General features: G+C 70.6%; 10 protein-coding genes and 1 pseudogene. 7 read left to right on the forward strand and 4 right to left on the reverse strand.

The window, feature by feature from the left end; genetic code table 11:
• The first annotated feature begins 70 nt into the window (after positions 1-70).
• Positions 71-2,080 (forward strand): protein kinase domain-containing protein, encoded by a 2,010-nt coding sequence (locus GF068_RS36935; protein WP_153824251.1) that lies wholly within the window; start codon positions 71-73, stop codon positions 2,078-2,080.
• A complete protein-coding gene (gene mgtA, locus GF068_RS36940) occupies positions 2,041-4,443 on the forward strand; it encodes a magnesium-translocating P-type ATPase (protein WP_153824252.1) in 2,403 nt (800 codons plus the stop codon). Before GF068_RS36935 ends, mgtA begins: the two co-directional genes overlap by 40 nt.
• On the opposite strand, the gene GF068_RS36945 is transcribed toward mgtA, so the two are convergent.
• Entirely contained in the window at positions 4,346-5,938 is a 1,593-nt protein-coding gene (locus GF068_RS36945; RefSeq protein ID WP_153824253.1) for a tetratricopeptide repeat protein, read from the reverse strand. The two genes, mgtA and GF068_RS36945, sit on opposite strands and share 98 nt — an antisense overlap.
• Complete coding sequence (locus GF068_RS36950; protein ID WP_153824254.1) at positions 5,863-7,236, reverse strand: hypothetical protein; 1,374 nt, start codon at positions 7,234-7,236, stop codon at positions 5,863-5,865. The genes GF068_RS36945 and GF068_RS36950 overlap by 76 nt, the downstream gene beginning before the upstream one ends.
• Before the next feature lie 571 nt (positions 7,237-7,807).
• Between GF068_RS36950 and GF068_RS36955 the strand changes: the two genes are divergently transcribed.
• Entirely contained in the window at positions 7,808-8,599 is a 792-nt protein-coding gene (locus GF068_RS36955) for a hypothetical protein (protein WP_153824255.1), read from the forward strand.
• Here the strand turns inward: GF068_RS36955 and GF068_RS36960 are convergent.
• Positions 8,574-10,583, reverse strand: a complete 2,010-nt coding sequence (locus GF068_RS36960) for a TonB-dependent receptor domain-containing protein (RefSeq protein ID WP_153824256.1) — start codon at positions 10,581-10,583, stop codon at positions 8,574-8,576. The genes GF068_RS36955 and GF068_RS36960 overlap by 26 nt on opposite strands.
• Before the next feature lie 211 nt (positions 10,584-10,794).
• Between GF068_RS36960 and GF068_RS36965 the strand changes: the two genes are divergently transcribed.
• From GF068_RS36965 to GF068_RS36975, 3 genes are all read left to right on the forward strand, one after another.
• Positions 10,795-11,370 (forward strand): hypothetical protein, encoded by a 576-nt coding sequence (locus GF068_RS36965; RefSeq protein WP_240807956.1) that lies wholly within the window; start codon positions 10,795-10,797, stop codon positions 11,368-11,370.
• Positions 11,371-11,498: 128 nt separating this feature from the next.
• Complete coding sequence (locus GF068_RS36970) at positions 11,499-12,623, forward strand: M50 family metallopeptidase (protein WP_153824257.1); 1,125 nt, start codon at positions 11,499-11,501, stop codon at positions 12,621-12,623.
• 5 nt (positions 12,624-12,628) lie between these two features.
• Positions 12,629-13,348: a hypothetical protein gene (locus GF068_RS36975; protein WP_240807957.1), complete on the forward strand. Its 720-nt coding sequence runs from the start codon at positions 12,629-12,631 to the stop codon at positions 13,346-13,348.
• A gap of 3 nt (positions 13,349-13,351) precedes the next feature.
• Here GF068_RS36975 and GF068_RS43910 read toward each other — a convergent pair whose 3' ends face one another.
• Positions 13,352-15,289: a cyclic nucleotide-binding domain-containing protein gene (locus GF068_RS43910; RefSeq protein ID WP_206079631.1), complete on the reverse strand. Its 1,938-nt coding sequence runs from the start codon at positions 15,287-15,289 to the stop codon at positions 13,352-13,354.
• On the opposite strand from GF068_RS43910, the pseudogene GF068_RS44580 reads away from it, so the two are divergent.
• Positions 15,279-15,791, forward strand: a pseudogene (locus tag GF068_RS44580) (hypothetical protein); the annotation flags it as partial. The gene GF068_RS43910 and the pseudogene GF068_RS44580 sit on opposite strands and share 11 nt — an antisense overlap.

Consider the following 15,791-nt stretch of genomic DNA (forward strand, 5'->3'; position numbering starts at 1 on the left):
TAACCTCGCGGCGCGCGGGAGGCAATGGTACCTTGACGCGCGCCGGCAGAGAGCCGAGGACGGGGGGCACGTGCTCGGGATAGGGGAGATCCTCGGGGGGAGGTTCGAGATCGTCCGGAATGCGACGATCGGGGGGATGGGCGCGGTGTACGAGGCGCGCGAGCGCGCGACGGGCGAGCGGCTCGCGGTGAAGGTGCTGCGGGCGAGGCTGTCGGACGAGGCGGCGCGCTTCGAGCGGGAGGCGGCGATCCTCGCGGCGTCGCCGCACCCGCGTATCGTGCGTTTCGTGGCGCGCGGCGTCCTCGCGCGGGGCGAGCCGTGGCTCGTGATGGAGTGGCTCGAGGGGGAGGACCTCCGGCGCCGCCTCCGCCGCGGCCCGCTCGGCGTCGCGGAGGGCCTTCGATTGCTGCGCGCCGCGGCCGAGGCGCTCTCCGCCTTGCACGCGCGGGGCGTCGTCCATCGGGACGTCAAGCCGGAGAACCTCTTCCTCCAGGGCGGGCGGATCGAGGGATTGAAGCTGCTCGACCTGGGGGTCGCGCAGCTCGCGGGGGCCAGCCGGCTGACGGACACGGGCCTCGTCGTGGGGACGCCCGGGTACATGGCCCCCGAGCAAGCGCGGAGCGGCGGGCCGCTCGACGCGCGGGCGGACGTCTTTTCGCTCGGCGCGGTCCTCTTCGAATGCGTGACCGGGCAGCCGGCCTTCAAGGGGTCGCATGGGCTCGGCATGATCGCCCGGATGCTCTACGACGAGACCCCGCGCCTCGGGGAGCTCGTCCCGGGGGTGCCGGAGGGTCTCGACGCGCTGGTCGCGCGTATGCTCGCGAAGGACCCGGAAGCGAGGCCGCGGGACGGCAGGGCCCTCACCGAGGCGCTCGCGCCCGCGTGGTCCTCGGGCGAAGGGAAAGAGGCCCCCGCGCGGCGGCGTGATTGCCTCGGCGAGGGCGAGCGGCGCGCCGTGGTGAAGCCGGAGGCGCCCACGGAGCGGCCGCGATTGCTGCTCGGCAAACCGACGCCGTACGTGGACAGGGACCACGAGCTCGCGATGTTCGAGCACATCTTCGAGCAATGCGTGGAGGACGGGCTCGCGCATGGCGTGCTCGTCGTGGCGCCGCCGGGGATGGGCAAGACGCGCTTCGCCTACGAGGCCACGCGCGCGCTCCGGGCGCGGGGCGGGCCCATTTCGATCTGGAAGGCGCGGGCGGATCCGCTGCGGCAGAGCACGGCGTTCGAGCTGCTCGGGCAGGCCTTGCAGCATGTGCAGCGGGGAGGCGCGAGGCTCGAGGAGCTACACGAGGCCCTGCGCGCGCCGCTCCTCGCGGATCGGATCAAGGAGGCCTGGCTCTCCTTCGTGCTCGCCGAATGCGCGTTTTCGCCCGTGCTGCTCGTGCTCGACGATCTGCAATGGAGTGATCGGAGGACGGTGGACCTCGTGGACGCGGCGCTCCGGGAGTGTCGGGGCGCGCCGCTCTGCGTGCTCGCGCTCGCGCGGCCGGAGGTGCACGACACCTTCCCGGGGCTCTGGTCGTCGCGGCGCCTGCACGAATTGCGGCTACGCAAGCTCGGGCCGAGGGCGCGCCGGGCGCTCGTGCGGCACGTGCTCGGCGACGTGGTCACCGAGGCGACGGCCGCGCGCCTCGCCGCGCTCTCCGAGGGCAATGCCTTTTATCTGGAGGAGCTCATCCGCGCGGCGGTGGAGGGTCCGCCGAACACGCTGCCCGAGACGGTGGTGGCGATGGTGCAATCGCGGCTCGGGCAGCTCGACGGCGCGGCGCGGCGCGTGTTACGGGCGGCGAGTATCTTCGGCGAGACGTTCTGGGCCGGGGGCGTCTCGTACCTGCTCGGCCCGAGCCATCCCCATCAAGGAACGGCGGTGCGGGAGGTGCTCGCGCGCCTGCGCGACGGGGAGTTCGTCGCCGCGTCGCGCGAGGATCGATTCCCCGGCGAGGAGGCGCTCCGTTTCCGCCACGCGCTCCTGCGGGAGGGGGCGTATTCGATGCTGACCGAGGAGGACCGCGCGCTCGGCCACCGGCTGGCGGGCGAATGGCTCGAGAAACGCGGGGGAGAGGGAGGGGCCGGGTGAGCGCGGCGATCCTGGAGCTCCTCGCCAAATTCAAGAATCCCCTCGTCCTTCTTTTGCTCGCGGCGAGCGTCGTCTCCGCGGTCACGGGGGAGCTCGAGAGCTCCGCGATCATCATGGTCGTGGTCCTGCTCAGCGTGGTGCTCGATTTCGTCCAGGAGCACCGCGCCGGCCGGGCCGCCGAGGCCCTCCGAAAGGCGACGCGTATTCGCGCGACCGTCGTGCGGGACGGCGTGGCCCGCGAGGTGCCGGCCGAGGAGGTCGTGCGCGACGACGTCGTCCTGCTCGTGGCCGGCGACCTCGTCCCCGCCGATGGAACGCTGCTCGAGGCGCGTGACCTCTTCGTGAACCAGGCGCTGCTCACGGGCGAGCCATACCCCGTCGAAAAGCGCCCGGTCCCGGGCGACGAGGGAAAGGTCTTCAAGGGGACGAGCGTGATCAGCGGCAGCGGCAAGGCCTTGATCACCGCGACGGGCGCGCAGACGGCGGTCGGCAAGATCGGCGCCGCGCTCACGAGGCCGCCGCCGCCCACGGCCTTCGAGATCGGCACGCGCAGCTTCGGCCTGCTCATCCTGCGCCTCGTGATGTGGATGGTGCTCTTCGTGCTCCTCGTGAACCTCGCCCGCGAGCGCACGTGGCTCACGTCGTTCCTGTTCGCCCTCGCGCTCGCCGTCGGCCTGACGCCGGAGCTCTTGCCGATGGTCATCTCCGTGACGCTGGCGCGCGGCGCGCTCCGCATGTCGAGGAAGAAGGTGCTCGTCAAGCGGCTCTCGGCCATTCACGACCTCGGCAGCATGGACGTGCTCTGCACGGACAAGACCGGGACGCTGACCGAGGCGCGTATTCGCCTGGAGAAGCACCTCGATCCCCAGGGTCGCGACAGCGCGCGGGTGCTCGAGCTCGCCTACCTCAACAGCCATTTCGAGTCGGGTCTCCGGAGCCCGCTCGACGAGGCGATCCTCCGGCACGAGACCGTCGACATCCGCGGCTGGGAGAAGCTCGACGAGGTGCCCTTCGATTTCGAGCGGCGGCGCATCTCGGTGCTCGTGCGGCGAGGCGAGGAGACGCGGCTCGTCGTGAAGGGCGCCTTCGAGGACGTCCTGCGGCTCTCGACGCATTACGAGGCCGACGGCCCCGGGGACGTCCGGCCGCTCGACGCGTCCGCGCGGCGCGCCTTCTTCGAGCGATTCGAGGCCCTCGGGCGCGAGGGGTACCGGGTGCTCGGGATCGCCTGGAAAGCGGAGGGCCCGGAATGCCGGCATGTCGTCATCCGCGACGAGACGGAGCTCGTCTTCGCGGGCTTCGCGGCCTTCGAGGATCCGCCCAAGGAGAGCGCCGGCATCGCGCTCCGCGCCTTACGCGACGCGGGGATCGCGGTGGTGATCGTGACCGGGGACAACGAGCGCGTGGCCGAGCACGTCTGCAAGCAGCTCGGCGTGCCCTTGCGCGGCACGCTGACGGGGGCGGAGCTCGACGGGCTCGACGATCACGCGCTCGGGGCGCGGGCGGAGGAGACGAGCCTGTATTGCCGGCTGAACCCGACGCAAAAGAACCGGGTGATCCTCGCCTTGAAGCGGCGGGGCCGGGTGGTCGGATACCTCGGGGATGGAATCAACGACGCGCCCTCGCTTCATTCGGCGGACGTGGGGATCTCGGTGGACGGCGCGGTGGACGTGGCGAAGGAGGCCGCGGACGTGATCCTGCTCGAGCGCGACCTGTCGGTGGTGGCGGAGGGGATCGTCGAGGGGCGGCGGACGCTCGGCAACATCTTGAAATACATCCTGATGGGGACGAGCTCGAATTTCGGCAACATGTTCAGCATGGCGGGCGCGTCGTTGTTCCTCCCGTTCCTGCCGATGTTGCCGGCGCAGATCCTCTTGAACAATTTCCTTTACGACCTCTCGGAGCTGCCGATCCCGACGGACCGTGTGGACGACGCCTTCGTAGCCCGGCCGCGCCGGTGGGACATGCCGTTCATCCGGCGCTTCATGATGGTGATCGGGCCCTTGAGCTCGATCTTCGATTTCGCGACGTTCGCGCTGCTCCTGTACCTGTTCGGCGGCGACGAGCGGCTGTTCCAGGCGGGCTGGTTCGTGGAGTCGCTGGCGACGCAGGTGCTCGTGATCTTCGTGATCCGGACGCGAGGCAATCCGCTGCGAGGCAGGCCGAGCCGGGCGCTGCTCGTCACGTCGCTCTCGGTGGTGGCGCTCGCGATGATGCTGCCATTCACGCCGATCGGGGCGAAGGTGGGGTTTTCGCCGCTGCCGCTCAGGTTCTTCGTGGTGCTGTTGCCGCTCGTGGTGGCGTATCTGGCGACGGTGGAGGTGGTGAAGCGGTGGTTTTATCGGCGGTATGGGTGGGGGTGAGGTCGATGGGTGCGCGGTCCCGCAGGGATTGAATGTGCCCGATGCGCTTGTAGGCGCGGCTCATGTAGGGGCTCGACAGGGAGGGGACGCTCTTTTCGATCTGGAAGGCGCGTTCGGCGAGGCGCATGGCTTCGTCGAAGTCGCCCTTCTGGGCGAGGACTTCGGCGAGGTCGCCGTAGAGGCCGCCGAGGAAGGGATCGTCGGGGCCGAGGCGGATTTCGGCCATGCGGAGCGCTTGATGAAGATGGGAGGCGGCGTTGTCAAATTGCTTACGAGATGCATACGTCAGCGCAAGTGCCCGAAGCGCATTGGCTAGCTCCACGCTCGTGCCCTCACGATCACCATCAGCAGAGATATACGAGGAGCGAGCCCAGCGAGTCGCCTCGCGGACATCCTCCCGCCGCAGTGCGTCCTTTGCCGCGAAAAAAGCCACCCAGGCGAGCGGCGTATCTTTAGGCGGCCGGAGCAACCATGAAGGCCACCGTCGTCCCGTGCCGCGCCACAACAGCGCACGCCAATGCATAACCCATAACCACGGAACATCGTCTTCGACCAGGCGCACCACGGCTGCTCCGGGATCCTCGGCATCTCTCATCGAACGGTCGAGGCCCATTTCTGCAATCCCGCGCCGAAAACCTAGCTCGATGACTTTGATGGCTTCCGGCTCCAGCGCAGCGAGCGCAGCGAGTCGTCCGGGAGCGCGCGCCCCCAGGGCTGCCAGGGCCGCACGCGCCTCGATGAGGCCAAGACAATACTCTTTAAACCCCCAGAAGAGGTTCGGGGGCCGTAACCCCAGGTAGCCATCGACCCCAATGATCCGCGTCTTGATCCGCAATTCCTCGAGCGCAGACTCGACCTTCAATACGTCCGCCTGATCGGCGGCGTCGTGCACGACGAGCCATGCATGTCCCGCATCACGGATCGCCTGCACAAGCTCCTCGTGCGAAAGCTGCGCGCTCAGATGAACGAGCTCCCTCCCCGGAAGCGCTACCCGAAAACACGCCTCCAGGTTGTTCCCCCGCCACACAATCCCCGGCGCCCGCGCACAAAGGGCCGCCCGGATCCCATACACCGCATGCATCGGCACCCCCGGCGGACACTCGTGCCGATGCGATATCCAGTCGAAAAAATCGACCGCCTTCTGCGCGAGCGCGACCGACGTCTCCGCCTCACACCACAGGATCACCTTGAGCTTCCGGCGCGCGAACAAGGGCCGTTGCTGGTTCAGCCAGTCCGCATCCTCCGCTCGCGGCGCCAGGATCATCACCGCGCCCTCCGGCACCTCGTACACGGCCCGCACGTCCGTGTACACCTCGAGGTCCGGATAGGTCGGCAAGAGCGCGAGGACGAGGTCGCGCAGCCGCTCCGGGCGCGCCTGGTCCACCAGAATGAGCAGGCCCTTGCCCGCGTCGGACAACCTCAGCTCGCGCTGGATGGCGTCGAGCCAGGCTCCTTCACGAGGTGCATCGTCAGCAGGGGGTGCGGGTAGAACCATTCGGACTCGTTGGGGTAGGGGAGAAGCGTGCCGTAATTCAGGAGCTCGTACGCCAGGGGGTCATGCGGAAAGCGATGCTCGGGGTCGGCCGCGATCTTTTCCAGCAACCCGATGTGCCCCACGTTCAACCCCATCTCGCGCTGCCGCCGCATGCTGTCCAGCACGTCGTCGACGGTCTTCTCGGATGCGACCGCCTCATCCGCGTCCCAGGCGAGCTCTGCCACGGAGCGGACGAATCGAACGAAGTCCCGAGCTCGCCCGCCCGAACGGTACGCGAGCCGCCGGAGGAGCGGGTCCGGGATGAGCCTCCGGTTGCTCCTCTGCTGGATTGGATCGACGCGGCGATCGAAGAGCTCGCAGAAGAACTCGACGCCTGGGCCTGGCTTGCGCGGGTCTGATTGAAGGAGGACCGGCTCGTTGACGAGGACGCACACGCTCCAGCCACGAATGGCCGCCGTCGAGGGGTGGTGCCGTAGCGCCGAGGGTCCACAGACGATGCTCGGACAGGCGAGCTTCGAGATGACCTGGGAGTCGACGAACAACGCCTTGGCTCGTTCGATGTCGCGGATCCGGTCGATACCGTCGATAACGAAGAGCACAGGACGGCTCTTGCGACCCGCCTCGGTCACCAGGTTGTTGACGCACCCGAGCATCGTCTGGATGTCGGGGTCCTGATCGGGTAACTCGCGTACGCTCCGGCCGACGGGCAAATTCAGCTTGAGCGCCGCGAATGCATCCGCGACGAGCTTGCCCATCACGGGCACCGCCGCGGCCGGCGTACCCGTCGCCATCGCGACGCCCCCCGAGGCCATGGTGAGCAGCGCCTTCGTCAAGACACCCACGTCGACCTCGGCGGCCTTCGGCGTACCGCTCCCGCGCGCCGCTCGGGACCAAGCTTCGGCGAAATCCCTGACGAGGGCCTCGGGCAGTTCCATCGCGCATTGCCGACGAAACTCCGCAATGAGATGCAAGCCGGCGAGGAAACACACCTCCCAGGGGCTGACCTTCTCGAGCGCGCTCGGGTCCTGGACGACCTCCGAGAAGTGCCGTTCGATATCCAGAAGAACCACGAGCTCATGGTCTCGACGAGCCTCCGCGAGGCGAAGGAGCTCGGTCGTCTTGCCCGTCCCCACGGTCCCGGTGAAGAGGACGCGTGGCGTGCCGAAGGGTCTTGCGAGGGCCTTCACGATCTGGGTGACGGGGCCGTCATTTCGCTCGACGCGGATCTTGCTGTCGTACGCAGGCTGCTCGGGATCGAACAGCTTGTAGACCTCCTCCCAGTCTTGCCTCGCGGACATGCCCGCACCCTACCACGCCCGGGCGAACGGGTCGCCTTTGGCGCCGCGCCAACCACCACCCCGACCGCCCCCTCCTTCGCCCGGCGCCTCGCCAAGCCGTCCACTGGTCCCGCCGACCCACGCTTGGCGCTTCGCCAAGCCCCACCCCCGCCGCACCGACCTCCGCTCGGCGCTTCGCCAAGCTCCATCCCGATCGCCCCGACCTCCGCCCGGCGCTTCGCCAAGCCCCATCCCCGCCGCCCCGACCTCCGCCTGGCGCTTCGCCAAGCCCCATCCCGATCACCGGGACCTCGCTTCGGCGCTTCGCCAAGCCTCACCCCGACCGCCCCGACCTCCGCTTGGCGCTTCGCCACGCCCCTCCCCCGCCGACCGGACCTGCCTTCGGCGCTTCGCCGCTCCGTTTCGAAGCAGCACCGCTCCACTTTGGAGCACCCCACCGCTCCGTTTCGGCGCGTCTCGACCCTGCCACCCCAACTTTCCGCCCGTTCCAGCTTGGCATCCACCTTGCCTGAGCCTCTCCCGAACCCGCGACGCGGCATCCCGCCGCGCTCGAACCAGCGAGGTGACTCCCATGCCGACGAATCATTCTCCCGCCAAGCTCTCCCGCACCGAGAAGGCCCTCATCAGCCGCCAGCTCTGCGACAAGCTCACCGAGCGCGCCCAGCTCGGGCCGTCCGAGCCGGCCCTCGATATCTTCATCCCGCAGCTCGATACCATTGCCCTCCGCCTCGAATCCCACGTGGTCGGCAAGAGCGCCGCGAACGCCGCCCGGGTCGCGCATGTCGATCGAATCGGGAAGGCCGATGGCAACGTCGATACCTGGGGAAGGCACGTCGAGTCCTTCCTCCAGATCGAGGGGCGCCGCCCGCACGGCGCGCTCGCCGCCGCGGCCCGCCTCCTCCACGCCGCCGCGTTCCCCGAGGGCCTCGCGTTCCTCGATGATCGCGTGCCGGACGAGAATGCCAAGATGCGGCACGCGCTCACCGTCCTGCGCGCCCCCGAGCACGCGCAGACGCTCGCGGGGATTCTGTTTCCCTTCGAATGGCTCGACCGGCTGGAGGCCGCGCTCCAGGAGAGCGACCAGGCGTACGCCGATCGCGGCGCGGCGCGCGGGACGCAGGAGGAGCACGTGCTGCTCGGGAAAAACGCGGAGGCCGATTGGCGCGACATCGTGAAGCGATTGCAGAAATACGTGGAGAGCCGCGCGTCCGCAGGCGACCTGCACAAGGAGGCCGAGAATCGAGCCCTGCTCGCCCCCCTGCACGACGCCGTCGCCCACGCGAAGGCCGTCGCGGCGACGCGGAAGACGCGGCGCGCGAAGACGCAGGCCGCGCCGGTCACCGAGACGACGACGACGGGCTGAACCTCGCCGTCACCCACACCGTCCTCCCCGGCAGCGGGAACCCCAGAAAGTCACTCACCGGCAGCGCCACGCTCGTCCGCGCGAGCGGCGACCGCACACGGAACGTGCGGACGTCGAACAGGTTCTGCACCTCCACGCCGATCCGGAGCGACGACACGCCCGGCACGTCGAGCGACGCGCCCGCGCCGTGGAAGAGGCGCGGCGGGATCTGGAGCACGCCCGCCGTGTCCACCGTCGTGCCCGCCACCGCGTCGATGCCATATCGCAAACGCACAGGGCCGATGCGGTACGCCGCGTCGTAGGAGAGGTCGTGCATCGGTCGACCCGGCAGCGGGCGACCACGCGAGAGCGGGTCGGCGCCGAGGTTTTCCGTGTGCATGAAGGTGTAACTCAAGGTCGTCGCGAGGTTTTCGTGCACGAGCGAGGCCGAAGCCTCGGCGCCCGCGATACGCGCCGCGTCCACGTTGCCCGCGCGGAAGGTGCTGCGGCCGAGCGGCAAGAAGACGATGAGGTCACGCGCCGAGGTGACGAACGCGACGAGCTCGTAACGAAACAAGGCGCGCCCCGCCGCGACGTCACCCGAGACGCCGGCGTCCGCCGCGAGCGCACCCTCGATGCGCAAGCGCGGGTCGCCGAGCAAGCTGCCTCGATCGCCGTAGAGCTCGACGAAGCTCGGGAAACGTCGCAGAGCGCCCGCGTGCGCCGAGACGACGAGCGCGTCGGAGAAGCGATACGAGGCGCCGAGGTGGCCGCTCGGGGCAAGGTCGTTCGCCAGGGAATCCGCAAGTCCGGTGGCTCGATCACGGCGAGCATCGAGGCGCGCGGTCGCGAAGAGGCGGAGTGATTCGACAGGGCGCGCTTCGAGCTCGACGCCGAGGCCACCCGCGAGGCGAGACGCCGAGACGCCCACGCGCTCGGGCGGCGCGAGGGACTCGCCTCGCGCGTCGAGGAAGACGCCGAGGGTCGAGCGAAGGAGGCGCGGGAAGGCGCGGCGGTAGCCGACAGAGCCGCCCGCCGCGAGGATCGTCTGCGTGGCGGCGTTCGTGGCGCGCGTGGGATCGATCTCGCCGTTCGGGTCGGTGTAGTGCGAGCCCTCGCGCCGCGTCCACGCCTGCAAGCGAAGCGCGCCACGCGCGAGGTCACGCACGGTGGCGTCGACGCCGACGACGAGGCGGTTCGCTTCGAGGCGCGGGAGCGTCGTCGGGAAGGTGGCCGAGCCAGGCAAACCCTGGCGGCGCGCGTCGGCGAGGAAGGTCGCGCCGAGCGTGCCCCACGATCGCTCGAGCGCGACGCGACCGATCGCGCCCGCCGACACGACGCCCGCGTTCGTGCGCGTGCGCGTGACGAGGTCACGCGTGCGAGGGTCCTCGACCTCGTAGGAGAAGTCGCCGTCCGTGCGCGCGCCGAAGACGCCGAGGCCAAGCGTGACGTCGCCGATCTTGCGCGCGTCGCCAGCGCGGACCTTGAGCGCGCCGAAGGAGCCGGCGAGGAGCTGCGACTCGGTGCGCGCGCCCGTGAGCGAGGTCGGAGGGTCGATGACGAGCACGCCGCCGAGGTACCCCGTGGCGCCGAGCGAAGCAGGCGCGAAGCCGCGGTAGACGCGGAAGCTCGCGCCGGGCCAGAGCGGGAGCGCGCCGACGTCGAGCGTGGGATCCGCGCCGCTCGTGAGAGGGATGCCGGCGAGGAGGACGCCGACCTGCGTGGAGGCCGAGCCGCGGATGGAGAGCGTGGACTGCGCGCCGTCGGCGCCGAGGCGACGCACGTGCACGCTCGGCAGCTCGGCGAGCATCGAGGCGGCGTCGACAGGCTCGCGGGCGCGATCGTCCGTCGAGACACGCGCGACGAACGAAGGCGCGGTGGAGCCGCGGACGGTGACGTCGATGGCGGCAGGCTCGTCGTCCTCGGCGAGGCCACGCGCGGGCGCCACGAGCGCCGCGACGAGCGCGGTGAGGCCCAGGGTTCGAGCGCGCGCGCGAGTGGACATGCCGATCGGGGAGAGGTGGTCACCCGCGAAACCACGGGGACGAACCCCGACGTAGGTAGACCGATCCGCCGAGCGCGGCGAGGGGTCGTGATCGCCCGTGACGCAAAAAACCAGAGGGAGCGTCCTTCACGTGCGCTCTGCCGTGACCACCGGACGAGCGAGTTGATGCTGGTTCCTTCCTTCCAGGGAATTCTGCTGGTACGTAGGTTCCATGAAGACGCGAACGACGCACCGTTTGCTTGCTGCAGGACTCGCGGCCGCCGGCGCCTTCGTGGCGTACTCGCCGGACGCGCACGCCATCGACTGGGTGATCAAGAACCCGTCGGCGCACCCCGCGTACCGAGCCGAGCTCGAGCCGCACGCCAACTTCATCCTCTTCCGACGCGGCTACGGCGTCGGGCGCTACGGCGGCGGCGCCGAGCTCGGCGGCGGCTTCCGCGCGACGATCGAGCTCGGCGATCCGATGTTCATCAAGAAGATCAACAACACGATCGGCATCTCGTTCGGCCTCGACTTCACGCAGTGCCGCTACTGCCGCTACTACCGCGACGACTACCTCATCTGGTCGCCGGTGGCGCTGCAGTGGAACTTCTTCCTGACGCGCAAGTGGAGCGCGTTCGCGGAGGTCGGCGGCATCCTGCGCAGCGAGGGCGCGTTCCGGTACGTGAACATGGACTTCGCCACGTGGATCGGCACGCGTATCCACTTCAACGACAACGTCGCCCTGACGTTCCGGCTCGGCTACCCGATGTTCAGCGTCGGCGTCTCGTTCTTCGTCGGGAGCTGACCGAGCCCCGGAGCCAGGCCCCTCCCACGGCCGGCGCCCTCTTTCGAGCACGAAAACACGGCAAAGCTGGTCTCGAGCGCCCCGAAACCCGCGTGCGGATCGCCTGCCGGGCAGGTAGACTGGCGACGATGTTCGGGATCCTGGCCCTCGCCTTGCTGATGGTGGTCCACGAAGGAGGGCACTTCCTCGCGGCGCGTACGTTCGGGATGCGCGTGCTGAAGTTCTCGATCGGCTTCGGGCCGACGTTCTTCAAGATCTCCCCGAAGGACGGCTACTACTGGTTCACCTCGGCAGCCGAGAAGGTGAAGCTCCGTCTCTGGAAGCACGACGCGGAGAAGCAGGGGCCGACGGTCTACCAGGTCGCGATGATCCCGTTCCTGGCGTACGTGCAGATCGCCGGGATGAACCCGCTCGAGGAGAACGACCCGAACGACAAGGGCAACTTCTCGAACGGGAGCCTGTTCGGCCGCATCGTCACGATCTTCAGCGGTCCCCTCGCGAACTACCTCTTCGCCTCGGTCTTCTTCTTCGGCGCGATCCTCTACGGCGGCAAACCGGCCTACGTGACGGTGAACGACGAGCCGCAGCTCGCGACGTACGTCGAGGCGCTGCCCGGAAGGCCCGCGCACGCGGCCGGCATGAAGCCGGGCGACAAGGTCGTCGAGGTCGCAGGCACGCCCGTCGCGACGTGGAACCAGATGGCGGAGCAGATCTCGAAGCGCCCGGGCGAGCCGATCACCGTGGTCGTCGAGCGCAAGATCGACGAGAACCACGAGGAGCGCGCGACGCTGCAGCTCACGCCGGCAAACGAGGACGGCAAGGGCAAGATCGGCGTCGCGCCGCACAAGCTGCCGGTGCCGATCAAGGAAGCGGCGATGAGCGCGCTGACCGAGCCGCCGAAGGTGGTGAAGAGCATCGGCGCAGGTCTGTCGCAGCTCTTCCGCGGCAACACCGAGGACCTCGGCGGCCCGCTGCGGATGATGAAGGAGACGGAGGACGCCGCGAAGCAAGGGCTCGCCGCGTACCTGTCGCTCCTCGGGATCCTGTCGGCGTACATCGGGATCTTCAACCTCTTGCCGTTCCCGGCGCTCGACGGCGGCAGGCTCGTGTTCCTCGCCTACGAGGCGGTGACGCGGCGCAAGCCAAACGCGATGGTCGAGGTCTACACGAACGCCTTCGGCATCCTCTCGCTGCTCGGGCTCGCGCTGTACATCACGGTCTTCAAAGACGTGCCGCACATGCTGTCGAAGTGATCACGATGAAACACTCGCGGTTCGTCGCCACGCTCGTGCTCACGCTGCTCGTCGGCGCCGCGGGCTGCGTGACCCCGCACGTGAGCCTCGCCGAGGGGCCACGCGAGTACGTCGCGACGGACTACGAGGGCGTGCTGCGGAAGTGGACGCGGACCGAGGATCTGTTCGCGGTGAGCGAGCTCGAGAACTACCTGACCGCGACGGCGACGTTCGAGTCGTGGGACTTTCGCTGGGCCTACGTCGTGCGGTACGTGCAGGACTACCGGCTCACGATCGATCAACGAAAGAAGCTGCTCGAACGGACGCTCGAGGAGACGCGGCAGCGGCACCAGTTTTTCGTGGCGCTCTACGGCGGGGAGCGGCGCTTCAACGATCTGACGAAGCCCAACAGCGCGTGGATCGTGCGGCTGATCGACGATACGGGCAACGAGACGGCGCCGGAGGAGATCACGGCGATCACGAAGCCGACGGCGCTCGAGCGGACGTACTTCCCGTACATGACGGTGCACCGGCAGGGGTTCCGGATCCGGTTCCCACGCTCGACGCCGGAGGGGAGGCCGACGATCTCACCGCAAGCGAAGTGGTTCGGGATCCGCTTCGCAGGCGCGCAGGGCAACAGCGAGCTCGTGTGGCAGGTGGAGGAGACAGGGCCCGCGGAGGGGACAAACGCCGCAGAGCCGGCGAGCCCCGCGCCGCCGCCGCAGACGACGACGGCGGGGCGCTGAAGGTCAGCGGGAGAGGAGGTCGTGGACGAGCGGGTTCTCGGCCGCGAGGTCGAGCGCGAGCTTGCGATCGCCGACGAGGAGGATGCCGCCCGAGGGCAACACGCGCGAGGTGAGCGGCGCCGGCACGCCGGCCCAGAGCGCGTCGGCGAAGAGGAGCTCGCCCGCGCGCGCTTCACCCACAGGACCCGGAGGGTCTCCCTCCACGATCTCGACGCCACCCGCGACCACGAACATGAGCCCAGGCATGGGCTCGTTCTCCTGCGTGATCACCTCGCCGGGCGCGAGGACACGCAGGTCGAGGCGCGTGACGAGGTCGTCGCGTGTCTTCGCGTCGAGACCGGAGAGCGCGCCGAGCGCGAGGCCGAGGCGCGCCTGCAAACGATCGGCGCTGTCCTTGCAGTCGTCGAGGACCCACGGGCACGAGCGCAGCGCTTGCTCGAAGGTGGCCGCGTCCCAGGAGGCGATCTTCGCGCCACCAGCACCAGCGACGACACGCACGGCGAAACCGTCGGCGAGTGAGCCACGCGAGGTCAAGAAGGAGCGCGAGCCCGCGACGTGACCCGCCACGCTCGCATCCGCGGCGTAGACGGAGACGTCCCCCGCGAGGACGAGCATCACGCCGAGCGCGCGCGCCTCGCCGGCCGCGAGTTGCTCGATCTTCGCGGCGCGCGAGAGAGAGCGTTGCACGTCCTCGGGCAGGTCCATGAGCGGCTCGATCGCGTCGAGCGCGACGTCCGCGATGCGCGCCGGCCCCGAGGAGAGCGGCGCAGGCTCGACGGGCGGCGCGACCTTCGGCGCCTCGGCCGCAGGCTGCGCCGCGTCGGGCTTGAGCGCGGCGAGCGCAGCGCGGCCCGCGGACGTCGCCGGTGCAGCGGGGCGCGGCGGCGCGGGAGGCGCCATCGTGGTGCCGGTCTTCTTCGCCTCGGGGACGGCGGGGACCGTCTTCGCCGGCGGAGGCGCGGCCGGGGCGGCGTCCTTGTCGAGCGTCGGTTGCGTCGCGGCCGCGGGCTGCGGCCTGGGCTGCACGCGGAGCGAGCTCGCCGCGATGGGGCTCTGGAGCGTGTCCGAGAGCGCGCGCCGCGCCGCAGGGTTGATGCCTCCCGGCGTGGGCTTGTTCGGGGCGGGCGCAGAGACCTCGACCTTGATGACGGGCGCTTGCAGCTTCGCCTCGGGGCGCGGCTCGGCAGCCGGCGGAGAGGGCGTGGTGGCAGGGCCCGCCGGCTTCGGCGCGGGCGGCGGCACGGAAGCCCTGGGAGGCACGCTCGGCGTGCGTGGCGCCTGCTTCTGGGGGACGGCGGTGGCCTGCGTGGCGAGTTGCCCCGGCTGCGGCGCGGGCGCGGCGTCGGGCTCGCCCGAGGCCTCGGCGGGAGCAGGCGCGGGCGAGACCGCGGTGGGGGGCTCGGAGGCGACGGCGGCCGGCGGAGGCGCCTGGGGCGCAGGCGGCGCCGGAGGAGCCGGCGGCGGCACCGAAGGAGCCGGCGGCGGCATCGGAGGACGCGCCGAGGCCGGAGGAGGCACAGGCGGCGCGACGGCCGGGTTCGCAGGGGAGGAGGCGCGCGGAGGCGGCGGCGGCGCCTTGGCGGGCGGAGCGGCAGCCGAAGGCGGCGCGGCGGCGAGCGCGGTGCCGCCGGGGAGCGGCGGCGGGACGGCGCGTTTTTTCCCGAGGGTCTGCTCGAGCGGCGCGGCGGAGGTGATGACGTCGTCATCCTCGAGCAGCGCGGCGACGCGCGGGCGCGCCGCGAGGGTGGTCGATGACTCGTTCACCGTCGGCTTGCGCCGCAGCGCAGGGTCCTCGCCACGAGGGGCGTTCGCGTTTCGCTGATCTCCCTCCGACCAGGGATCGAGCATCGGAGAGCGGAGCTGGGCCGAGGCCTTGCGCGGCGGCGCGGCGGCCTTGCCGGGCGGCGGCGGCGTGGAAGAACGCGCGCTCGTGGCGCCCATCGGCGGCGGCGTCACCGAGCGAGGCGGCGGGCGCACCGAGGGCGGGCGCGAAGGCGGCGCGAGGCCGTCACCTTCGGGGAGCGGCGCCGGCGGGAGGGGCGAGACGGGCGGCGGGAGCGGCGCCGCGACCGGCGGCGGGACACTCGGCGAGGGAGACGCCACGAACGGCGCGGTCGCAGGCACGAGGGGGGGCGGCGGCGGCCGGAAGGAGCCCGTCTGCGCATCCTTCACGGGCGGCGGCGGCGCGAGGGAGGGCGGCCGTGTGGTGTTTGGCGCGGCCGAAGGAGGCTGCGGCGTCGTTTGCAGCGGCGGCATGGGCGGCGGCGCCATGGGCGGCAGCGGCGCGGGCGGAGGCGCCATCGCGGGCCGGACGTGCGCGGGCGGCGGCGTGCCCGTGTTGGCGTCGAAGTCGATGTCGAACGACGCGAGCGGCGCGCGTGGCGGGGGCGGCGGCTCGAGCCCGGCGGGCACGGGCGGCGCGGGCGCGGCGGGCGCGGGCGCG

The sequence above is a fragment of the Polyangium spumosum genome, assembly GCF_009649845.1.
Taxonomy (GTDB): domain Bacteria; phylum Myxococcota_A; class Polyangia; order Polyangiales; family Polyangiaceae; genus Polyangium; species Polyangium spumosum.